The sequence below is a fragment of the Stenotrophomonas pavanii genome (assembly GCF_900101175.1).
Classification (GTDB): Bacteria; Pseudomonadota; Gammaproteobacteria; order Xanthomonadales; family Xanthomonadaceae; genus Stenotrophomonas; species Stenotrophomonas pavanii.
Genome location: NZ_FNFQ01000010.1, coordinates 66,649 through 89,036, shown reverse-complemented (window position 1 = coordinate 89,036; position 22,388 = coordinate 66,649). Strand labels below are relative to the sequence as shown.

Here is a 22,388-nt window from a genome sequence, read left to right as displayed (position 1 = left end):
GCTCTGACCCCGATGTTTCCCGGGGTTGCCGGCCAGCGGCCGGCACTACCGCAGGTAGCGGCGCCTCAACGAACCTCGCTGACCACCGTGGGCAGCGTCCAGTGCCCGCCCGCTACGCCCCGGCACTGCCCGGTAGTGAACGCACTGGCCTTCACGAAACGCGTTCCATCCCAGACCCAGTCGTGGCCGGAGATGCAGTCGCCGACGCCGCGCCCGCGAAAACGACCGCTCAACGTAGCGTCGTCGCGATCGAAGTCTTCCGCATCGGACGTGACGAAGCGTGCTTCGTACGGCGCCTTGTCCTGTACTACCCAGTAGCCGCTGCTGAAGTTGTAGGCACCCATGAAGCAGCTGGTGCTTGCCAGCACATGCTGGGCGTCCAGTCGCTGGATCTCGATCTCATCCGTCCCGCCCTCGCTCAGGCGGCCGCACTCATCCGGCTTCGGCAGGCTGGCGATCAGTGCCTTGCGCAGGCCCGGTGCTTTCGCCAGTGCCGCGTCGAAGGCGCGCGGAGCCACCAGCGTGCCGCGCATGATCACTGGCACCGGCAATGCCGCAGGCACGCTCGCTTCGGGCTTGTCGCCACGCCGCACCAACGCACCGGGCGTGCCCAGCCGGCCCTGGGCCTCGTCCATCTTCAGCAGTACGGCCGCTGCACCGCTGTCGGAGATCGGCCACGCCTTGCCCTTGCCGTCGATGATCTCGATGCGTGCCTGGCGCGGCAGTGCGGCGACCAGTGCATCGGTCTGTGCCTGCTGCAACAACACTTTGTCCCCGTCGCCCGTGTCGCGCACCGGGCCCAGGTCCTTGCCGTTCAGGCGCAGGCGCAGCGCCCCGGCCGGCGTCGCGCTTTCGCCATCCTCGCCATTGCGCAGCCGCGCGAGCACCTTCGTACCCGGGCCGCCCGCGCGTTCCAGCATCAGGCTGAGCAGGTTGCCGGGTTGTTCCGGACTGTAGCCGGCGGCGCGGCAGGTGCGGGTGTTGTCACAGGCCAGCGACCAGTCGTTGTGCTGGAACTGCACGCCGGCCTTCGGTTCGGGCGTGGCGGCGTGGGTGGCCGGGGCCAGGGCGAGGCCCAGCAGCGCGGGAAGGAGCGTGCGATGCATGCGTTGAAGTCCATTTCCGGGCCGACAAGCATGGAAGATATGCTGGCAAATTCCAAATGCTCGCGATCGGGGTGGAGCCTCCTGCGGGCAGAGAGATCCGACCCCGCGCTATCATGGGGATGTCTTCCGCAACCCGGCGATGCCGATGTCCCTTGCCGCCGATGCTGCGCACTCCTCCTCCGATACGCCGATGATCCGCCGCCGCGATGCGGTCGTACCCGGCAGCTGGCCAGAGGGCACGCTGCCACTGCTGGCGCGCCTGTATGCCAGCCGTGGCGCAGGTACGCCAGAGCTGGCGCTGCCGAAATTGGGCAGCCTCCACGCGCCGGAGCTGCTGACCGGCATCGATGATGCGGTGGGTCTGCTGATCGAGGCCATCGCCAATGACAGGCGCATCCTGGTGGTCGGCGATTTCGATTGCGATGGCGCCACCGCCTGTGCGGTCGGCGTGCGCGGCCTGCGCATGCTCGGCGCGCAACACGTCTTCCACGCGGTGCCGAACCGCATGGTGCATGGCTATGGCCTGTCGCCGTCGCTGGTGGAGGAACTGGCCGCGCTGCAGCCGGACCTGCTGGTGACCGTCGATCACGGCATCGCCTGCCATGCGGGCGTGACCGCGGCCAAGGCGCGTGGCTGGCAGGTGCTGGTCACCGACCATCACCTTCCCGGGCCGCAGCTGCCGCCGGCCGATGTCATCGTCGATCCCAATCTCGACGGTGATGCCTTCCCCAGCAAGTCACTGGCCGGCGTCGGGGTGATCTTCTACGTGCTGATGGCGCTGCGCCGGCACATGCGCGAGGCCGGCGTCTTCGCCGATGGCAAGGGGCCGGACCTGACCACGCTGCTGGACCTGGTGGCGGTCGGCACCGTCGCCGACCTGGTGGCGCTGGATCCGAACAACCGGGCACTGGTCAGCGCGGGCCTGCGGCGCCTGCGCGCGGGGCAGGGCTGTGTCGGCCTGCGTGCGCTGATCGAAGCCAGCGGCCGTGATGCCGCGCGGCTCACTGCTACCGACATCGGCTTCGCGCTCGGCCCGCGCCTGAATGCCGCGGGCCGGCTGGAAGACATGGCGCTGGGCATCGCGCTGCTGCTGACCGAAGACCCGCGCCAGGCGCGCGAGATCGCGCAGACGCTGGAGCAGATCAACTCAGAACGCCGTGCGGTGCAGCAGTCGATGACCGATGACGCCGAGCAGGCGTTGACCCGCGTGGTGCTCGACATGTCGGGGCAGCGACCGGTGGCGGCCTGCCTGTTCGATGCCGACTGGCATCCGGGTGTGGTTGGCCTGGTCGCATCGAAGATGAAGGATCGCCTGCATCGTCCGGTGATTGCCTTCGCCCCGGCCGAACCCGGCGCCGACACCCTGCGAGGCTCGGCGCGCTCCATTCCCGGCCTGCACATCCGTGACGCCCTGGCGCTGGTCGATGCGCGCCACCCGGGCCTGATCGAACGCTTCGGTGGCCACGCCATGGCGGCCGGCCTCAGCCTGCGGCGTGACCACGTCGATGACTTCAAGGCCGCCTTCGTCGCGGTGGTGCTGGAGATGCTCGATCCGGCGGCACTGCAGCAGCAGGTGCTCAGTGACGGCGAGCTGGCCGCGGACGAGCTGGACCATCGCCACGCCGATGCGTTGCGCCTGGCCGGGCCGTGGGGCCAGGGTTTCCCCGAGCCACTGTTCGACGGCCACTTCGAAGTGGCCAACTGGCGCGTGCTGAAGGAGCGTCACCTGAAGCTGGAACTGCGCCTGCCCGGCGTACCCGGCACGATCAACGCCATCCATTTCGGCGGCTGGCACGGCAACGCGCCGTCACGTCACGTCCACCTGGCCTACCGGCTGGCCTGCGATGACTACCGTGGCGGCAGCGCCATCCAGCTGATCGTGGAGCACTGCCTGCCGGTTTGAGCGACGCTTCGCGTGCGGGGGCCGTGGGCGGCACGCCATGCGTGGATCCAATCAACTGGCCAAGCTCAGGGCGTCACCTCGGTCACCAGCGTCGGCATGTGCCATGCACCCCCGGCCGCGACCAGCCGGCACAGGCCGGAGGTGGATTCATCGGTCTGCACAAAGTGGCCCCCGTCCCAGCCCCAACTCGCGGTGGACCAGCAATCGCCTAAGCCGCGGCCTTTGTGCGCCGAACTGATTACCCGACCATCGTCATCGCCGCCCGATGCGGTCACCAGCGTGGCCTTGAAGGGCGGCGCATCGTTCACCACCCAGTAGCCGATGCCTTCGTTGTAGGCGCCACGCCAGCAGAGCGTAGACACCAGCAGGGAAGTCCTCCCCAGCCGGGTCACGCGCAGCGCCTGCGGGCCATCCACCATCGGCAGGCCTTCGGGTGTCAGTGCGACGCAGTCGCCGCCCGGGTTGGCCGCGGCCAGCGCCGCGCGCAGTGCGGGTGAGTGTTCCAGTGCGGCATCGGTGGCTCGTGCCGCCACCAATGGCGCCAGAACCAGCGTAGGCACCGGAAGTGCGGGAGGAACTGAGGCTTCGGCGCGCGACCCCTTGCGCATCAGCGCGCCGGGAGTCTCCAGCCGGCCCTGAAATTCGTCCATCTTCAGAAGCACCGCCGAGGCGCCACGATCGGACAGCGTCCAGCGCTGGCCATCGTTGCCGACCGCCACGATGCGGCTGCTGCGCGCCAGCGAGGCCAGCAGTGCCTTGGTCTGCGCTGTAGACAGTGTCGCCGTGTCTGCGGTCAACGACAGTGCGCCCAGATCCTTGCCGTTGATCTGCAGCGACAGCTGTGTCGGCAGCTTGACCTCGTCGTACTGGCCCAGCATCAGTTCGGCGCTGACCGGCTGGCCGGGTCCGCCCTTGCGAGTCAGCAGCACCGACACCGGCAAGTTGGCGTCGTCATCGTCCTGGTAGCCGGCGGCGCGGCAGGTACGGGTGTTGTCGCAGGCCAGCATCCAGTCGTGATGCTGGAAGTAAAGGCTCTTGGCGGGGACAGCGGCAATGGCGCTCACTGGGCAGGCCAGGGCCAGCAGGGCGGCGGGCAGGGAGGGTCGCATCGGCATCCTTACTCGTGGGGAAGAGAGTCGCGTTGAGGTGGGTCATCCGTCATTGGTGGAGCGAAAGTTCCGGAATCAGCGTATTTCTGAAACGAGAGTCGGCAGCTTCCAGACGCCATCGAGCGCGTGAGGACCGCACATGACACCCCTCACGGCGGAGGTTCCAATGAAGCGTGCGCCATTCCAGGTCCACGTGTACTCGAATGTGCATTCGACTGGACCAAGCTCCCTTCTATAGGCAACGATCTGGCCATTCTCATAGTGGTAGGCATCATTGGTTACCCAGCTCGATTGGAATGGGGGCTGCTCGCGAATGACCCAGTAGCCGACACCGTCGTTTTGGGCCGCATGCCAGCACGGAACGCTGACCAGGAGATGCACTGCGTCCAGGCGGCGGACCTTCAGTGGTGAGTTGCTGATCGAAGGATCCAGTTTGGCTGCGAGTAGTCCTTCGCATTGTGGTCCTTTGGGGGTGGCGAGCAATGCAGCTCTGAGTTCCACAGAGGCCGCAATCGTGGTGAGTGCCGCGTCATCGCGCGTAGAGTCCAGCGTGGATGCCTGACGGATCACCGTTGCTGGTTGCGCGGCCAACACTCCGGCTTCAGGTGAGCTGCCTGTGCGCAGCATCGCGCCCGGAGTACTCAAACGACCCTGGTATTCGTCAATCTTCAGCAGCACAGCTGCCGCCCCCTTGTCCGAAAGCGTCCAGCGCTGGCCGGTGTTATCGGTTACCTTGATTCCTCCATCACTAACCAATGCGGACAGCAGTGCGCGGGTCTGGGTGGCACTCATTGAGTACATGCCGGCCACGGTGTCCGGCGTCAAAGCGCCCAAGTCCTGCTTTTGAATTCGCAGGTTCAGAAGGCCCTTGGGCTGGGCCTGGCCCTTGTCCGGTTGCAGTGCCAGGCGGCCCTCGATCACTTGATCTGGCCCACCCTCACGGGTGAGCAGGACACTCAAAGGGCTGTCACTGCTGCCGGAGTAGCCGGCAGCTCGACAGGTACGGGTATTGTCGCAGGCGACAACCCAGTCCAGGTGCTGATAGAACAACCCTTCGTGGGATTCTGGGGCGGCTGTGGCTATCGATCCTGGCAGGGCGAGCAGGAAGGCGAGCGGGGCGTGTCTCATAGGCATCCTTGGCAGGGCGGACTTGTTCCCCATGGTGGGCAATGGAGGAATTGAGGGCCAGCGTCGTACGACGTCAACCCCGATCGTCGAACTGATGCGTTCAAGCATTTACGATCCCACTGGAGTCCGGTCATGGTCTTCACCCGTTGCTGCACCGTATTGCTGCTGGCCCTTGCGGCTTGGCCCATTGGCGCACAGTCGCCGACGATCTCCCGGCCGCAGTCCGCCACGCCGCTGCTGATCGCGCCGGCGGCTGAGCAGCCGGTTCAATTACGACAAGCCCGCATCGAAGGCGAAGTGCAGGCCGGCATCGCCCAGACCCGGATCACGCTGGAATTCCACAACCCCAACCGGCGGGTACTGGAGGGCGAGCTGCAGTTCCCGCTGGCCGATGGCCAGCAGATCAGCGGCTTCGCGCTGGATATCAACGGCGAGATGCGTGACGCGGTGCCGGTGCCCAAGGACCGCGGCCGCCAGGTGTTCGAGGAGATCGCCCGTCGTGGCGTCGACCCGGGGCTGCTGGAACAGACCGCCGGCAACCAGTTCCGGCTGCGCATCTATCCGCTGCCGGCCGGCGGCAGCCGGCGCGTGCAGCTGGTGATCCGCGAGCCGTTGGCCTTCGCCGGCCAAGGCTGGCAGTGGACACTGCCGCTGCAGTTTGCCGCCGGTGCAGCCTCGGTTGAGCTGAAACTGCAGGCCCCCGACACGGCCACCGTGGGTACGGCGCCCTTCCGCATCAGTGCGGGCCAGCTGCAGTGGCAGGGCAGGGGCGGGCAGCTGCCGCAGCAACTGCAGTGGAGCCTGCCGGCAGCCCGCCAGGCACAGGTGCAGGTGGCGCCTTGGCAGGACGGCCATTACCTGCTGGCGCAGCTGCCGCTGGCGGCCAGCAGCACGCCGCGCACGCTGCCCAGCGAAATCGGGCTGCTGTGGGACGGTTCCGGCTCGGCGGGCCAGCGCGATCGCACACGTGAGTTCGCCCTGCTGGATCGCTATTTCGCTGCGCTGGGTGACGGCAGCGTGGCGTTGACCGTGCTGCGGGATCGCGCCGAGCCGGTGCGTCGATTCCGTATCCGCGCCGGCAACTGGAGCGAGCTGCGCGCAGCCCTGCAGGCCGTGCGCCCGGACGGTGCCAGCGCGCTGGCGCAGTGGCAGCCGCAATCGAGCGTGAAGGAATACCTGCTGTTTAGCGATGGCCTGCTGACCTATGGACCGGAACAGCTGCCGGCGATGGCGCCGGATCAACGCCTGTTTGCGGTCAGCAGCGCCGGCGCGCGCACCGATGCCGTGCGACTGCGGGGTTGGAGTGAGGCGCATGGCGGCCGCTTCGTCGCGCTGGGCAAGGATGTCGATGCGGCCGCGCATGCGCTGCTGGCGTCGCCGTTGGATGTGCAGGTCGATGCGGGGCGCGGCGTGCAGGACGTGGTCATCGACCGTCGCAGTGAAGCCCAGGGTTGGCTGTGGCTGCATGCACGACTGGCAGCCGACGGCGTGCCGATGCGGGTGCGCGTGGGTGGCGGCGAATGGCAGGCGCTGCCGGCCACGCAGAAAAGCGATGACGGCGAACTGCTGGCCGGCCTGTGGGCGCAGGCGCGCCTGCAGCAACTGGCCGTCGACCGCCGCGGCAACCGCGAGGCCATGCAGCGCCTGTCGCAGCAGTTTGGCCTGGTCGGGCCGGACACCTCGTTGATCGTGCTGGAGACGCTGGAGGATTACCTGCGCTATGCCATCCGTCCGTCCGGCAAGCTGCGCGCGGACTACGATGCGCGGTTCGCACGGCAGGTGACTGACCGCGCTGCTGCTGATCGCGAGCGCCTGGACCAGGTGGCTGCGCGCCGGAAGGAGCGCCAGCAGTGGTGGAGCCGCAGCTGGCCGAAGGGTGCGCCGCCGCGGGCCAAGGAAACAGCGCTGGACGTTGCTTCGGCCGACTATCCTGCCGAGTCAGCGCCGATGGCGATGCTCGTCGCACCGGCGCCCGCGGCACCGCCCGCGCCTGCACCGATGGCCGCGGCGGCAGAACAGCGCATGCAGGCCAGCAGCGCACGCGCGCGTCGTCCGGCGCCCGCGTCGGAGAATGCACTGGATTCGATTGTGGTCACCGGCGGCTCGGTCGATGCCGCTGCAGCCGCCAACGATGGCCAGCTCGGCATCCAGCTGGCGGCATGGCAGCCGGACTCGGCCGTCGCCCGGCGCCTGCGCCAGGGGCCGCCGTCGCAGCTCTATGACCGCTATCTGGCCGAGCGCGATGCCCACGCCGACAGCAGCGCGTTCTTCCTCGATGTGGCCGACCTGCTGATGGAGCAGGGCCAGCGCGAACTGGCGCTGCGGGTGCTTTCGAACCTGGCCGAGATGGAGCTGGACAACCGCCACCTGCTGCGCGTGCTCGGTTACCGGCTGATGCAGGCCGACGCGCCCGCACTGGCGGTGCCGGTATTCGAGCAGGTGCTGGCGATGGGCCAGGAGGAACCGCAGAGCTTCCGTGACCTGGGCCTGGCACTGGCAGCGGCCGGCCAGCCGCAGCAGGCCCTGGCGCCGCTGTACCAGGTGGTGGTGCGGCCGTGGGACAGCCGCTTTGACGGCATCGCGCTGGTTGCCCTGGATGAGCTGACCAACCTGGTGGCACGCAGCACGCCGCGGCTGGATACCTCGGCCATCGACCCGCGCCTGCTGCAGGCAATGCCGCTGGACCTGCGCGTGGTGCTGTCCTGGGATGCCGACAACAGCGACATGGACCTGTGGGTGACCGACCCGAACGGCGAGCGCGCGTACTACGGTAATCGCCTGACCTACCAGGGAGGGCAGATGTCGGAGGACTTCACCGGTGGCTATGGCCCTGAGCAGTTCTCGCTGCGCAACGCCAAGCCGGGCAAGTACAAGGTGGAGGCCAACTACTTCGGCAGCCGCCAGCAGCTGGTCACCGGTGCCACCACGCTCATGCTGCGCCTGACCACCCACTGGGGTACGCCGAAGCAGAAGGACCAGAGCGTGACGATGCGGCTGAAGGACCGTGCCGAGACCGTGCTGGTGGGCGAGTTCGAGGTGAAGTAGTGATCGGCTGGCGGCCGCGGTCCGGTGGGTTGGGCCGGGGACACCGCCGTCGGCCGCAGAGCATCGATGCCCTGCGGGGGGGCGGCTGCCGCTCAGCCGCTCCCGGCCCATGGCGGCCATCGCCCGGTCCGGAGGCTGCGGCGGTGGACCACGCCCGCGCCCGCCCGCAGCCTGCCCGGGCCCTCATTCCGGGCACCCGCCGCCTGCGGTATCATTACCAGTCATCTTTTGAATGCACGACCGCCGACATGATCGAACTGAATCCTGTCCGCCAGCGCATCACCGATCTGACTGATCGCGTGCTGTCGCTTCGGGGGTATCTTTGACTACGACGCCAAGAAAGAGCGTCTTGAAGAAGTAACGCGGGAGCTGGAAAGCCCCGACGTCTGGAACAACGCCGAATACGCCCAGAACCTGGGCCGCGAGCGTTCCAGCCTGGAAAAGACCGTGGGCGGCATCGCCTCGGTGCTCGATGGCCTGAACGACGCCACCGAGCTGCTGGAGCTGGCCGAGTCCGAGCAGGACGAGGAAACCGCTCTGGCCGTGGTCGCCGACCTCGACAAGCACCAGGCGCACGTGGAGAAGCTGGAGTTCCAGCGCATGTTCTCCGGCGAGATGGACAATGCGGCCGCGTTCGTCGACATCCAGGCCGGTGCCGGTGGTACCGAAGCCCAGGACTGGGCCGAGATCCTGCTGCGCATGTACCTGCGCTGGTGTGAATCGCGTGGCTGGAAGACCGAGCTGATGGAAGTCTCCGGCGGCGACGTTGCTGGCATCAAGTCGGCCACGCTGCGCGTGGAAGGCGACTATGCCTATGGCTGGCTGAAGACCGAGACCGGTGTGCACCGCCTGGTGCGCAAGTCGCCGTTCGACTCGGACAATCGCCGCCACACCAGCTTCACCTCGGTGTTCGTGTCGCCGGAAATCGACGACAACATCGACATCACCATCAACCCGGCCGACCTGCGTACCGACGTGTACCGTTCGTCCGGTGCCGGTGGCCAGCACGTGAACAAGACCGAGTCGGCGGTGCGCATCACCCACATCCCGACCAACATCGTCGTGGCCTGCCAGACCGGCCGCAGCCAGCACCAGAACCGCGACAACGCGATGAAGATGCTGGCCGCCAAGCTGTACGAGCTGGAGATCCAGAAGCGCAACGCCGAGAAGGACGCGGTGGAAGCCACCAAGTCCGACATCGGCTGGGGCAGCCAGATCCGCAACTACGTGCTCGACCAGAGCCGCATCAAGGACCTGCGTACCGGCATCGAGCGCTCGGATACGCAGAAGGTGCTCGACGGCGACCTGGACGAGTTCGTCGAGGCCAGCCTGAAGGCCGGCCTGGCCGTGGGCTCCAAGCGCGTCGATGCCTGATCGACGCGCCTGCGCGGATAGCATCGCCTTCCGCAACGGAGGGCGATGATGCGCAGCGAAAGTGAACGCAAGGAACTGGGCGGCTTCCTCAAGGCCTGCCGCGCCCGTGTCGACCCCGCCACGCTCGGCCTGCCGGCCGGGCGCCGGCGTACCCCGGGCCTGAAACGCGAGGAAGTCGCGCTGGCGATCGGGGTCAGTGTCAGCTGGTACACCTGGATCGAGCAGGGCCGTGAAGTGCGCGCCTCGCCCGAGGTGCTGGAGCGGCTGGCACAGGTGCTGCGCATGAGCGACGACGAGCGCGCCTATGCGTTTGCGCTGTCCGGCTACGGCGTGCCGCTGGAGTCGCCGGACGAGAGCGTGACCGATGGCCTGCGCCAGTTGGTGGAGGCGATGCAGCCGATCCCGGCCTACGTGCGCAACACCCGCTTCGATATCCTGGCCTGGAATCCGGCCATTGCCGATCTGTTCGTGGACTACAGCCAGTTGGCGCCGCATGAGCGCAACACGCTGCGGCTGATGTTCCTGTACCGGCCGTACCGCACGTTGATCCTCAACTGGGAAGAAATGACCCGCGGCCTGCTGGCCGGCTTCCGCGCGGCGATGGCGCAGGCGCCGGACAAGGCGCCGTTCCTGGCGCTGGTCGAGGACCTCGCCGCGCACAGCGAAGAATTCCGCCAGTGGTGGCCGGAGCACGACGTGCGCCGGTTCGATGAGGGTGCGAAGAAGCTGAACCATCCCACGCGCGGGCTGCTGGACCTGCAGTACGTGGCGCTGGTGCCGGAGAGCCGGCACGATCTTTCCCTGGTGACCTACCTGCCGCGAAAGTAGGGCTGTTCGGCAGGGCTTGCAGCCCTGCACCCGCGGTAGTGCCGGCCGCTGGCCGGCAACCTCAGAAGCAACAGCAACAGCGGGCATTCCGTGGGATGGCGGGGCGGTGTGGGTTGGCAGGACACGCCGTAAACCCATCCTTGGGGGCTCGATGGCGCCATCCATGGCGCCAACGGTCCTGCCAACCCACACCGCCCCGCCTTTGACAGTTTCCGCGCGGCTGTTGGTGGGTGTCGACGTTGGTCGACACATCTGTCAGATATCGAAAGAAATTCCCAAGAGTATTTCCGGCAGATCGCGGAAAACCGTCGAAGGCGGGGTGGGTCCGGTTGCGGGAGTGTCCGCGGCATGGATGCCGCGGCCAAGCCCCCAAGGACGGGTTTACGGCGTCTCCCGCAACCGGACGCACCTCGCCATCCCACGGATAGCCCGCTGTTGCTGCTGCTTCGGCTGTTGCAGTTGCTCTGCGGGTGCAGGGCGCAGCCCTGCCAAGAGCCCCCATTCAGCCAGGTAAGTGCCGGTCACAGGATAGGCAGACGCCTTGTTGCCTCCGCCAATCGGGTCCACATTCCTGTGCAGAAGACGGGCCACCGCCCGTTGTCGAGACAACAGGAGCCCTGCATGTCCGCTGCCCCCACCACCGCCATTTCCCGCGATCCGGCTACCGGCCAGCAGATCGCCAGCCATCCCTTCGCCACCGATGCCGAACTGGATGCGATCCTCGAGCGTGGCCAGGCCGGCTTCGCCGCCTGGAGCGCCAGCAGCCTCGAACAGCGGGCCACAGTGCTGCGTGCGATGGCCGCCGTACTGCGCCGTGACCGTGAAAAGCTGGCCGCGCTGGCCACTGCCGAAATGGGCAAGGTCCAGGCCGAAGCACTGGCCGAGATCGAGAAGTGCGCCGTGCTGTGCGACTGGTACGCCGACCACGGCGCGCAGTTCCTGCGTGACGAACCCACCCAGGTGCCCGATGACAAGGCCTACGTGTCCTACCTGCCGCTGGGCGTGGTGCTGGGCATCATGCCGTGGAATTTCCCGTACTGGCAGGTGATGCGCGCGGCGGTGCCGATCCTGATGGGTGGCAACGGCTTCCTGCTGAAGCCGGCCGAGAACATTGTCGGTACCGCGCAGCTGCTCGACGCCGCCTGGCGCGACGCGGGGCTGCCGGAAGGCACCTTCATCGCCGCCAACATCAGCCGCGAGGGCACCAGCCGCGCGATTGCCGATGACCGCATTGCGGCAGTCACCCTGACCGGCAGCGTGGCCGCCGGCCGCAGCATCGCCGCCCAGGCCGGGCAGGCGCTGAAGAAGGTGGTGCTGGAGCTGGGGGGCTCGGATCCGTTCATCGTGCTGGCCGATGCCGATCTGGACGCTGCCGTGGAGGCGGCGGTGGCCTCGCGCTTCCAGAATACCGGGCAGGTCTGCATTGCCGGCAAGCGGATCATCGTTGAAGACGCGGTGTACGACCGCTTCGTCGCGCAGTTCTGCCAGAAGGTGCAGGCACTGACCATCGGCGATGGCCGCGAGGCAGGCAACCGCATCGGGCCGATGGCACGCCAGGACCTGCTGGAACAGTTGGACGCGCAGGTGCGCGCCTCGGTGGACGCAGGCGCGAAGCTGCTCGTCGGTGGCCATCAGCTCGATCGCCCGGGCGCGTTCTATGCGCCCACCGTGCTGGCGGACGTGGAGCCGGGCATGCAGGCCTTTGATACGGAGACGTTCGGGCCGGTGGCCTCGATCAGCCGCGCCCGCGATGCCGACCATGCGGTGGAACTGGCCAACCAGAGCGAATTCGGCCTCAGCGGCAACCTGTGGACCGGCGACCGCGCCCGTGCCATGCAGCTGGCGCGCCGGCTGCAGACCGGCGGCGTGTTCGTCAACGGCTTCTCCGCTTCCGACCCCCGCGTGCCGATCGGCGGCGTGAAGAAGAGCGGCTTCGGCCGCGAGCTCTCGCACTTCGGCATCCGTGAATTCGTCAACGCGCAGACAGTGTGGTTCGACAAGCATTGACGCGCGGCTCTCATCCTTCCTGCAACGATCCACCATCAGTCCAGCACAAAGGACGGCATCCGATGTCCAAGGGTTCAGATCTGCTCGTCGCCGCACTTGAGAACGAAGGCGTCGAGCGCATTTTCGGTATTCCCGGCGAAGAAAACCTCGACGTGGTCGAGTCGCTCCGCCATTCCAGCATCGAACTGGTCATCACCCGCCACGAACAGGCGGCGGTGTTCATGGCGGCCACTTACGGCCGCCTGACCGGCAAGCCGGGCGTATGCCTGGCAACGCTCGGTCCGGGCGCGCTCAACTTCACCACCGGCGCCGCCTATGCGCTGCTCGGTGCGTGGCCGGTGATCCTGATCACCGGACAGAAGGGCATCGTGGCCAGCAAGCAGGCGCGCTTCCAGATCGTCGACATCGTCAGCACGATGAAGCCGCTGACCAAGCAGGCGCGGCAGATCGTCTCGGCGCGCACGATCCCGACCATCGTCCGCGAGGCGTTCCGGGTTGCCCAGGAAGAGCGGCCAGGCCCGGTGCTGCTGGAGCTGCCCGAGGACATCGCCGCCGATGAGGTCGAGGGCGCGGCGCTGATCCCGCCGCACGCGGTGGACCGCCCGGTCGCCAGCCCGGAAGCGCTGGACCGCGCGGCGGAGATCATCCGCAACGCCCGGCGTCCGCTGCTGATGATCGCTTCGGCGGCGTCGCGGCCGCAGTCGAGCGAGGCGCTGTCGGCGTTCGTGCTGCGCGCCGGCATTCCGTTCTTCACCACGCAGATGGGCAAGGGCGCGGTCGCCGGGGGCTCGGGCCTGTACATGGGCACCGCGGCGCTGACCGAGCGCGATTACGTGCACATGGCGATCGACCAGGCCGACGTGATCGTGACCATCGGTCACGAAGTCACCGAGAAGCCGCCGTTCGTGATGCGCCCGGGTGGGCCGACGGTGATCCATATCGGCTACTCGCAGGCGGCGGTGGAGCAGGTGTACTTCCCGCAGGTGGAGGTGATCGGTGATATCGGCCGTTCCTTGACCCAGCTGGCCGATCGCATCGAAGGTGCAGTGCCCAATGCCGATGCGCTGCTGCCGCTGCGCGCAACCATCCTCGAGCACCTGGCCGACCGTGCCGAAGAGGCCCGGTTCACCCCGCAGCGGCTGGTGCACGACGTGCGCCAGGTGATGCCACCGGATGGCATCGTGGCGCTGGACAACGGCATGTACAAGATCTGGTTTGCGCGCAACTACCGCACCCAGGTGGCCAACACATTGCTGCTGGACAACGCGCTGGCGACCATGGGCGCGGGCCTGCCGTCGGCGATCATGGCCTCGATCCTGTACCCGCAACGACGGGTGCTGGCGGTATGTGGCGACGGCGGCTTCATGATGAACAGCCAGGAGCTGGAGACGGCGCGTCGGCTGGGCCTGAACCTGGTGGTGCTGATCCTCAACGACGGTGCCTACGGCATGATCCGCTGGAAGCAGGCGGTGGATGGTTTCACCGACTATGGCATGACCTTCAGCAACCCGGATTTCGTGAAGTACGCGGAGGCCTACGGCTGCAAGGGCCACGAGGTGACCGCCATCGAGCAGTTCATCCCGACCCTGGAAGCTGCGTTCAACGAGGGTGGGGTGCACCTGGTCTCGGTGCCGGTGGACTATTCGGAGAACCAGCGGGTGCTGGTGGATGAGTTGCGGCAGGCCTTCCCCGGCAACAGGTAGACATCCAGGGTCCAGGCAGGGTCCCGGACGGGGTCGGATGCCTTTGCGCAGCAAAGGGATCTGACCCTTCTCCCGGCTGGGGCAGGGCGGTTTTGGTATGCTGGGCAACCGGCTGTGCCGGGCGCTGCATCCCCCCTCACTACACGATTCCCGCAGATCCATGAGCGAAGCTACCGATACCCCCCCCGTCGACGAAAACAAGTTGATCGCCGAGCGCCGCGAGAAACTCAAAGCGCTGCGTGGGCAGGGCATCGCGTATCCGAACGATTTCCGTCGCGAGGACTTCGCCGGCCGCCTGCAGGAAGAATTCGCCGATGCCGAACAGTGGACCGCCGAGGCGCTGGAAGGCAACGGCCGCCAGGTGAAGATGGCCGGCCGCCTGATGGCCAAGCGCATCATGGGCAAGGCCAGCTTCGCGCAGATCCAGGACGAGTCCGGCCGCATCCAGCTGTTCCTGCAGGGTGCCGTGCTGGGCGATGCCTACACCGCGTTCAAGGGCTGGGACGTGGGTGACATCATCGCCGTCGAAGGCGGCCTGACCCGCACCAAGACCGGCGAACTGTCGGTCAAGGCCGAGTCGATCCGCCTGCTGACCAAGTCGCTGCGCCCGCTGCCGGACAAGTGGCACGGCCTGGCCGACGTCGAGCAGCGCTATCGCCAGCGCTACGTCGACCTGATCGTGACCCCGGAGTCGCGCGCGGTCTTCATCAAGCGCTCCAAGATCATCCGCGCCATGCGCGCATGGCTGGACAGCCGCGACTTCCTGGAAGTCGAGACGCCGATGATGCATTACATCCCCGGCGGCGCGGCGGCGAAGCCGTTCACCACCCACCACAATGCGCTGGACCTGGACCTGTACCTGCGCGTGGCGCCGGAGCTGTACCTCAAGCGCCTGACCGTGGGTGGCCTGGAGCGGGTGTACGAGATCAACCGCAACTTCCGCAATGAAGGCGTCAGCACCCGCCACAACCCGGAATTCACCATGATGGAGCTGTACGAGGCCTACGCCACGTACAACGAGATCATGGACCTGACCGAAGGCGTGATCCGTGACGTGGCCAGGACCGTCAACGGCAGCACCGAGGTCGAGTGGGATGGCGCGAAGATCGACCTGGGCCCGGCGTTCCGCCGCTGGCGCATGGACGAGGCAGTCCGCCACCACAACCCGGAAATCTCCGTCGCCGACTGTACCGACCGCGACGCGCTGCTGCGCCATTGCGAGCGCCTGAAGATCCGCGTCAAGCCGTCCTACGGCTGGGGCAAGCTGCTGCTGGAGATCTTCGAGGCCACCGTCGAGCACACCCTGATCCAGCCGACCTTCATCACCGACCACCCGGTGGAGGTCTCGCCGCTGGCCCGTGCCAACGACAATGACCCGGGCTACACCGACCGCTTCGAGCTGTTCGTCAACGGCAAGGAGCTGGCCAACGGCTTCTCCGAGCTGAACGATCCGGAAGACCAGGCCCAGCGCTTCCAGGCCCAGGTGGCCGCGAAGGAAGGTGGTGATGACGAGGCCATGCACTACGACGCCGACTACATCCGTGCGCTGGAGTACGGCATGGCACCGACCGGCGGCCTCGGCATCGGCGTGGATCGTCTGGTGATGCTGCTGACCGGCAGCAGCTCGATCCGCGATGTACTGCTGTTCCCGTACATGCGTCCGGAGCAGTAAGTCGCCTTTTTGACTCCCGATTGTGCGCGCCGTCCCGAAACGAGACGGCGCGATTGACGCGTCCCGCACTCGGCGTATCGTAATTGCACTACCTTGACGCCTGTTATGGCTTGATCGGCGCCAGGGGGAGGGCACGGTGTGGGGAGTCCGCTTCACATTGTGATGACGATCATGAATCGGGACGCATGACACGGGAGTCAGGCCGATGCAGGGTGCGAGCGTTCGCAGCGGCAGAGTATCCTCGCCTGCTGATGATCCAGCGTGGTCGAAAAACCAGGCAGAGTACGCGTTGAACATCGTCATCGTTGACGACCAGACTTCCGCACGGACGATGCTGCGTCACGTCATCGAAGACATCGCGCCGGAACTGAGCGTGTATGACTTCGGAGACCCGTTGACCGCATTGGCCTGGTGCGAAGCCCATCCGGTCGACCTGCTGCTGCTCGATTACCGCATGCCGGAGATGGATGGGCTGGAATTCGCCCGTCGTTTCCGTCGCCTGCCCAAGCACCGCGACATTCCGGTGATCCTGATCACGGTGGTCGGTGACGAGCCGATCCGCCAGGCGGCACTGGAAGCCGGCGTCATCGACTTCCTGGTCAAGCCGATCCGCCCGCGCGAACTGCGTGCGCGCTGCTACAACCTGCTGCAGCTGCGCCAGCAGACCGAGAACGTGAAGCAACGGGCGCTGTCGCTGGAGCAGCGCCTGCTGGCCAGCATGCATGAGGTCGAAGAGCGCGAGCGCGAAACGCTGTCGCGGCTGGCGCGGGCGATCGAGTTCCGTGACGCCGGCACCAGCGCCTACCTGGAGCGCATGGCGCGCGTGGCCGGACTGATCGCCGAACAGCTCGGGCTGCCCGAGGAGGACGTGCGCCTGATCGAAATGGCTGCGCCGCTGCATGACATGGGCAAGATCGCCATTCCCGATGCGGTGCTGCTCAAGCAGGGCAAGCTCAACGAGGAAGAGCTGGCGATCATGCGCCGGCACCCGCGGATTGGCCATGAACTGCTGAGCGGCAGCCAGAATCGTTTCATCCAGGTTGGCGCATTGATCGCACTGCGTCATCATGAGCGCTACGACGGCAGCGGCTATCCCGACGGGCTGGTCGGCGATGCGATTCCGCTGGAAGCGCGCATCGTGGCCGTCGCCGATGTCTTCGACGCCCTGATTTCGCCCCGTCCGTACAAGGAAGCATGGACCATGGAAGCCACCCTGGCTTATCTCTACGCCCAGCGTGGCCGGCTGTTCGATCCCCGATGCGTGGACGCGCTGCTGCGCGGCCGCGAACAGCTGGACCAGATCTGCGCCGAGCATTCGATGGCGTCCGCGCGCCCGGGGCTGGGCGCGTGAAACGCCTGTTGTCGCAGCTGCGGCTGCGCCTGTCCCAGCGCCAGGACAGCGAGCACGGCCAGCAGATCGTCCGCATCGTGCTGATCAGCCTGATCCTGGCCTACGTGCTGTTGCCGGCGCCGCGCCACGATCTGCCGCACACCCAGTACGTCGGTGTGCTGGCGATCGTGCTGACCGGCCTGAGCCTGTCGCTGCTGCTGTTCGGCTGGCTGCTGTGGCGGCCGGCGCGTTCCGATCCCCGCCGCGTGCTGGGCATGCTGGCCGACTACGGCCTGATCGCTGCGGGCATGGTGCAGATGGGCGAGCCGCTGGCCTGGGTCTACATCGTGGTGATGTGGGTGACGGTCGGCAACGGCATGCGCTTCGGCAACCATTACCTGTACGTGGCGGTGGCGATGGCCATGGTGAGCTTCGGTTGTACCGTGCTGCTGACGCCCTACTGGCAACAGAATTTCCGCCTGGCCATCGGCCTCTGGCTGGGCCTGGCAGCGGTGCCGCTGTACTTCTCGACACTGCTGCGGCAGCTGACCGAAGCGATGGCCGAGGCGCGCCGCGCCAGCGAGGCCAAGAGCCGGTTCCTGGCCAACATGAGCCATGAGTTCCGCACGCCGTTGAACGGTCTCAACGGCATGACCGAAGTGCTGGCCACCACGCGCCTGGATGACGAGCAGCGCGAGTGCCTCAACACCATCCAGGCGTCGTCGCGCAGCCTGCTGGCACTGGTGGAGGAAGTGCTGGACATCTCGGCCATCGAGGCCGGCAAGCTGCGCGTGGTGGCCGAGGACTTCGCCGTGGCCGACGTGATCCAGGCGATCGGCCTGATCCTGCTGCCACAGGCCAAGGCCAAACGGCTGGATTACCGGGTGAAGGTGGCCGACGGTGTGCCGCCACGCGTGCGCGGCGATGTCGGGCACCTGCGGCAGATCCTGCTGAACCTGGCCGGCAACGCGGTCAAGTTCACCGACCATGGCCGGGTCGAAATCCGGGTCGGCGTGGTACAGGCCGATGCCAGCGGGGCGGTGCGGTTGCGCTTCGACATCCTCGACACCGGCATCGGCGTGCCACCTGCCATGCGTGCACGGCTGTTCGACGCGTTCGAGCAGGCCGACGTCAGCATGGCGCGCCGTCACGAGGGGACCGGGCTGGGCACGACCATCGCCAAGGGCCTGGTCGAGGCGATGGACGGTGACATCGGCTATCTGGAAAACCCGCCGCGCGGCAGCCACTTCTGGGTCGAACTGCCGTTCGCGCCGCCGCAGCCGCAGGTGCCGGGCGCGGTGCCGAGCCTGAGCGGCGACGAAGGCGCGGGCCCGGGCGGCAACGTGATCGCTTTTGCCGATCCGTTCCTGCGCCATCGCGCTCGCGTGCGCAGCATGCAGATCCTGGTGGCCGACGACCACGAGGCCAACCGCATGGTTCTGCAGCGTCTGCTGCAGAAGGCCGGCCATCGCGTGCTGTGCGTGGACGGCGGCGAGGCGGTGCTGGATGCGCTGGCCGACAGCGAGTTCGACGCGGTCATCGTCGATCTGCACATGCCGGGCATGAGCGGGCTGGACATGCTCAAGGAACTGCGGGTGATGCAGGCCGGCGGCGGTCCGCGCACGCCGGTACTGGTACTCAGTGCGGATGTAACGCCCGAGGCGATCCAGCGCTGTACCCAGGCCGGCGCACATGCCTTCCTGGCCAAGCCCGTCGTTGCGGTGCGCCTGCTCGATACGCTGGCCGAGATCGCCAGCAATGCCCAGCTGAAGACCATGGCCGCACCGGTGGTGCGACCGGCGGCGCCGCTGCAGGATGGCGTGCTCGACAGCAGCGTGCTGGACGAACTGGCCTCGCTGGGCATGGGCGAGAGCTTCGAGCGTGAATTCATCCGCCAGTGCCTGGAAGACGTGGCGAGCTGCATGGGCAAGGCCGAGCAGGCCGGCGAGGCGGCTCACTGGGACGTGTTCCGCGAACAGTCCCACGCGATCAAGGGCGTGGCCAGCAACCTTGGCCTGATGCGCGCGTCCAACCGTGCCGGCGAGCTGATGCGGATGGCCGACTGGCAGCTGAAGACCGAATGGCGCACGCGCCTGGGCATCCTGCAGGAGGCGATCAAGGAAGGCCGGCGCGCACTGGACGCGCGGGCCGAACGCCGCATGCGCGGAGCCGCCGACGATGGTGAAGCGCGCTGAGGCGTGGCGTGAATTCAAAAAAAGCCCGGTGGCCAGCCGGGCTTGAACCCATCCTGGGGGAGGGGAGGAATCAGGCCGCGTCGAGACTGGCGCGACGGGTCTGGGCCTTGATCAGGCGATCCATGGTGCGCAGCGAGCGGTCGCCGAGTGCGAGGGCGGAATCGACCCATACCTTGGTGATCTCCAGCAGTTCGTCGTAGCTGACCGGCTGGGCGATGGCGCGTGCGGCGTTCATCGCCAGATAGGACTGCGGCGTGCGCTGCTGCTGGCGGATCAGTTCTTCCACCGCCGCCCGGCCTTCGCCCTTCTTCACCAGCACGTCGACCACGCCCATCGCGTGCATCTCCTCGGCGCTGTAGACCCGGCCGTCGAGGATGATCTTCTCGGCCAGGTGGGGGGACACGCGCCGGCACAGGAAGGAGTACGCACCCATGCCCGGGAACAGGCCGAACAGCACCTCCGGCAGGCCCAGTCCGCTGCCTTCCTCGGCGACGATGGTGTGGCAGGCCAGCGCCATTTCCAGGCCGCCGCCGAGGGCGTCACCCTGGATCAGCGCGATCGAACGGACGTCGCCGCCGAACCCGGTGTGCAGGTGGTGCACGCCCTCCACGCAGCGCTGGGCGTAGTTCAGCAGGAGGTCGCGGTTGCCTTCGCGGATCAGGCGGGTGAACAGGTCCAGGTCGCCGCCCAGGTTGTAGGCGACGGCGTCGGAGGCCAGCACGAAATGCCGCAATGTCCCGTTGTGGCGTTCGGCAGGGCTGCGGGTGATGGCCGCCATGTAGCTCCACATTTCGTCGAGCATGTCCTTGCGGCAGCAGGGGCGGATCCCGGTGGCGGCATCGGCGTGCATGAACAGCCAGTGGGCAGCGCCGTCGGCGCTGTCTTCGGTACGGATGGTGGCGAACGGTGAGCCGCTTGAAGGCAGCTTTTCGATGGTACTCATGGAAGGGTCCTCGGCATGCGGCCCGCAGTGTCAGGTGGGTGGCCGGCGGGCCGAACGGTCCACACACGCGGCGATGCTACACCGCCGCAGGGGCGTCGCATGCGAAAGGGCCCGGGACGTTTCCGCCCCGGGCCCTGCATCGTTCAAATTGCCGCAAACCCTTACTGGGCGGGCGTATCGCGGAGTTCGCGACGGAGGATCTTGCCGACGTTGGTCTTCGGCAGCTCCTTTCGGAATTCAACGATTTTGGGGTGCTTGTAGCCGGTCAGGTTGGCCCGGGCATGCTCCTTGACCATTTCGGCGGTCAGGTTCGGGTCCTTCTTCACGATGACCACCTTCACCACCTCGCCGGACTTGTCGTCCGGGACGCCGACTGCGGCCACTTCCAGCACGCCCGGCATCATCGCGATCACGTCCTCGACTTCGTTCGGGTACACGTTGAAGCCGGACACCAGGATCATGTCCTTCTTGCGGTCGACGATGTAGAAGAAGCCGTGTTCGTCCATCTTGGCCATGTCGCCGGTATGCAGCCAGCCGTCCGCGTCGATGGCCTTGGCCGTTTCCTCCGGGCGCTGCCAGTAGCCCTTCATCACCTGCGGGCCCTTGATGCAGAGCTCGCCGACATCGCCCAGCGGCAGGATGGCACTGTTGTCATCCTTGATGCAGGCATCGGTGGACGGGATCGGTAGTCCGATCGAGCCGTTGTACTCGGTCAGGGTGAGCGGGTTGATGCAGGCCGCCGGTGAGGTCTCGGTCAGGCCATAGGCCTCGACCAGGGTCACGCCGGTGACCTTCTTCCAGCGCTCGGCCACGGCGCGCTGCACCGCCATGCCACCGCCCAGGGTGACCTTCAGCGAGGAGAAGTCGACCGTGTCGAAGCCGGGGGTGTTGAGCAGCCCGTTGAACAGCGTGTTGACGCCGGTGATGGCGGTGAAGCGCACCGACTTGAGCTCCTTGACGAAGCCCTTCATGTCCCGCGGGTTGGTGATCAGGTGGTTGCAGCCACCGAACTTCATGAAGACCAGCCCGTTCGCGGTCAGCGCGAAGATGTGGTACAGCGGCAGGGCGGTGATGATCCACTCCTTGCCCATCTCGATGCCCGACGCGCTGATCCAGGCCGAGGCCTGCTGCATGTTGGCGATCAGGTTGCGGTTGGTCAGCATCGCGCCCTTGGCCACGCCGGTGGTGCCGCCGGTGTACTGCAGGAAGGCGATGTCGTCGTGGTCGATCTCGACCTTGGGCAGGCTGTGGCGGCTGCCGAGCTTGAGCGCCTGGCGGAAGCGCACCGCGCCCTTGAGATGGTAGTTGGGCACCATCTTCTTGATGTACTTCAGCACGAAGTTGACGATCACCCCCTTGGCGCCGAGCAGGTCGCCCAGGCCGGTGGTCACCACATGCTTGACCGGCGTATCGGCGATGACCTGTTCGACGGTGTCGCCGAAGTTGTCGACCACCACCAGCGCGGTCACGCCGGCGTCGATCAGCTGGTGCTTGAGCTCGCGCGCGGTGTACAGCGGGTTGACGTTGACCACGGTCAGGCCGGCGCGCAGCACGCCAAAGGTGGCCACCGGGTACTGCAGGCAGTTGGGCATCATCAGGGCGACGCGGTCGCCCTTCTTGAGCTTGAGCTCACCCAGCAGGTAGGCCGCGAACTGCTCGACCAGCGCGTCGGTCTCGCCATAGGTGAGCACCTTGCCGAAGCTGGAGTAGGCGGGACGGTCGCGGAACTTCGCGACGGAAGCGTCGAAGACCGAAGCTACCGAATGGAACTCGTTGACGTCGATTTCGGCGGGAACGCCTTTCGGATAGCTCTGCAGCCAGGGACGATCCAGACTCATATTCCCCCTCCAGGAATCGTGATGTATTAGGTTCCGACCCTGAGCGTATCGACAACGGCCGGTCATTGCAGCATACCCCGCCGTAGGGAAAACGCGAAGAGGCCCCGGAGAGCCTCTTTGCTGGATAGTGCCGGCCGCTGGCCGGCATCTGCGCTGGACAGGCCATCCGATAGATGCCGGCCCGCGGCCGGCACTACCGTGGCCCCA

The 22,388-nt window shown here is 67.0% G+C and carries 15 protein-coding genes; 10 read left to right on the top strand and 5 right to left on the bottom strand.

What is annotated here, in order from left to right; translation table 11 throughout:
- Window positions 1-65: 65 nt before the first annotated feature.
- A complete protein-coding gene (locus BLS66_RS16195; RefSeq protein ID WP_049464321.1) occupies window positions 66-1,106 on the bottom strand; it encodes a DUF1176 domain-containing protein in 1,041 nt (346 codons plus the stop codon).
- Between the two features lie 145 nt (window positions 1,107-1,251).
- Between BLS66_RS16195 and recJ the strand changes: the two genes are divergently transcribed.
- Window positions 1,252-3,009 (top strand): single-stranded-DNA-specific exonuclease RecJ, encoded by a 1,758-nt coding sequence (gene recJ / locus BLS66_RS16190; RefSeq protein WP_074726362.1) that lies wholly within the window; start codon window positions 1,252-1,254, stop codon window positions 3,007-3,009.
- A 65-nt stretch (window positions 3,010-3,074) separates the two neighbouring features.
- Here the strand turns inward: recJ and BLS66_RS16185 are convergent, their stop codons facing one another.
- A complete protein-coding gene (locus BLS66_RS16185; protein ID WP_074726321.1) occupies window positions 3,075-4,118 on the bottom strand; it encodes a DUF1176 domain-containing protein in 1,044 nt (347 codons plus the stop codon).
- Window positions 4,119-4,193: 75 nt separating this feature from the next.
- Window positions 4,194-5,246, bottom strand: coding sequence for a DUF1176 domain-containing protein (locus tag BLS66_RS16180; protein ID WP_074726320.1), 1,053 nt, complete (start codon window positions 5,244-5,246; stop codon window positions 4,194-4,196).
- Window positions 5,247-5,378: 132 nt separating this feature from the next.
- On the opposite strand from BLS66_RS16180, the gene BLS66_RS16175 reads away from it, so the two are divergent.
- The 9 genes from BLS66_RS16175 (at window position 5,379) to BLS66_RS16135 (ending at window position 19,400) form a co-directional block, all read left to right on the top strand.
- Window positions 5,379-8,291 (top strand): VIT domain-containing protein, encoded by a 2,913-nt coding sequence (locus tag BLS66_RS16175; RefSeq protein ID WP_074726319.1) that lies wholly within the window; start codon window positions 5,379-5,381, stop codon window positions 8,289-8,291.
- A 143-nt stretch (window positions 8,292-8,434) separates the two neighbouring features.
- On the top strand, window positions 8,435-8,617 hold the full coding sequence (locus BLS66_RS20785) for a hypothetical protein (RefSeq protein ID WP_167357713.1): 183 nt from the start codon (window positions 8,435-8,437) through the stop codon (window positions 8,615-8,617).
- Window positions 8,540-9,665, top strand: a protein-coding gene (prfB, locus tag BLS66_RS16165) for a peptide chain release factor 2 (RefSeq protein ID WP_099479803.1) whose coding sequence is annotated in 2 segments (ribosomal slippage) — window positions 8,540-8,614 and window positions 8,616-9,665 — 1,125 coding nt in all. Because the reading frame shifts where the segments join, the coding sequence is not laid out codon by codon here. The genes BLS66_RS20785 and prfB overlap by 78 nt, the downstream gene beginning before the upstream one ends.
- A gap of 45 nt (window positions 9,666-9,710) precedes the next feature.
- Window positions 9,711-10,493, top strand: a complete 783-nt coding sequence (locus tag BLS66_RS16160) for a helix-turn-helix transcriptional regulator (protein WP_074726317.1) — start codon at window positions 9,711-9,713, stop codon at window positions 10,491-10,493.
- Window positions 10,494-11,114: 621 nt separating this feature from the next.
- The gene (locus tag BLS66_RS16155) at window positions 11,115-12,500 is read left to right on the top strand and encodes an NAD-dependent succinate-semialdehyde dehydrogenase (protein ID WP_074726316.1); all 1,386 of its coding nucleotides are present in this window, start codon (window positions 11,115-11,117) and stop codon (window positions 12,498-12,500) included.
- A 62-nt stretch (window positions 12,501-12,562) separates the two neighbouring features.
- Window positions 12,563-14,203 carry an acetolactate synthase large subunit gene (locus BLS66_RS16150; RefSeq protein ID WP_074726315.1) on the top strand — a complete coding sequence of 547 codons (1,641 nt, stop codon included), beginning with the start codon at window positions 12,563-12,565 and terminating at the stop codon, window positions 14,201-14,203.
- A 160-nt stretch (window positions 14,204-14,363) separates the two neighbouring features.
- Window positions 14,364-15,875, top strand: a complete 1,512-nt coding sequence (gene lysS / locus BLS66_RS16145; RefSeq protein WP_049466789.1) for a lysine--tRNA ligase — start codon at window positions 14,364-14,366, stop codon at window positions 15,873-15,875.
- 205 nt (window positions 15,876-16,080) lie between these two features.
- Complete coding sequence (gene rpfG, locus BLS66_RS16140; RefSeq protein WP_049466787.1) at window positions 16,081-17,226, top strand: cyclic di-GMP phosphodiesterase response regulator RpfG; 1,146 nt, start codon at window positions 16,081-16,083, stop codon at window positions 17,224-17,226.
- Complete coding sequence (locus BLS66_RS16135; RefSeq protein WP_074726314.1) at window positions 17,223-19,400, top strand: response regulator; 2,178 nt, start codon at window positions 17,223-17,225, stop codon at window positions 19,398-19,400. Before rpfG ends, BLS66_RS16135 begins: the two co-directional genes overlap by 4 nt.
- A 70-nt stretch (window positions 19,401-19,470) precedes the next feature.
- On the opposite strand, the gene BLS66_RS16130 is transcribed toward BLS66_RS16135, so the two are convergent.
- Window positions 19,471-20,343 (bottom strand): crotonase/enoyl-CoA hydratase family protein, encoded by an 873-nt coding sequence (locus BLS66_RS16130; RefSeq protein ID WP_014647007.1) that lies wholly within the window; start codon window positions 20,341-20,343, stop codon window positions 19,471-19,473.
- 161 nt (window positions 20,344-20,504) lie between these two features.
- The gene (locus tag BLS66_RS16125; RefSeq protein ID WP_049466783.1) at window positions 20,505-22,181 is read right to left on the bottom strand and encodes a long-chain fatty acid--CoA ligase; all 1,677 of its coding nucleotides are present in this window, start codon (window positions 22,179-22,181) and stop codon (window positions 20,505-20,507) included.
- Between the last annotated feature and the right edge of the window lie 207 nt (window positions 22,182-22,388).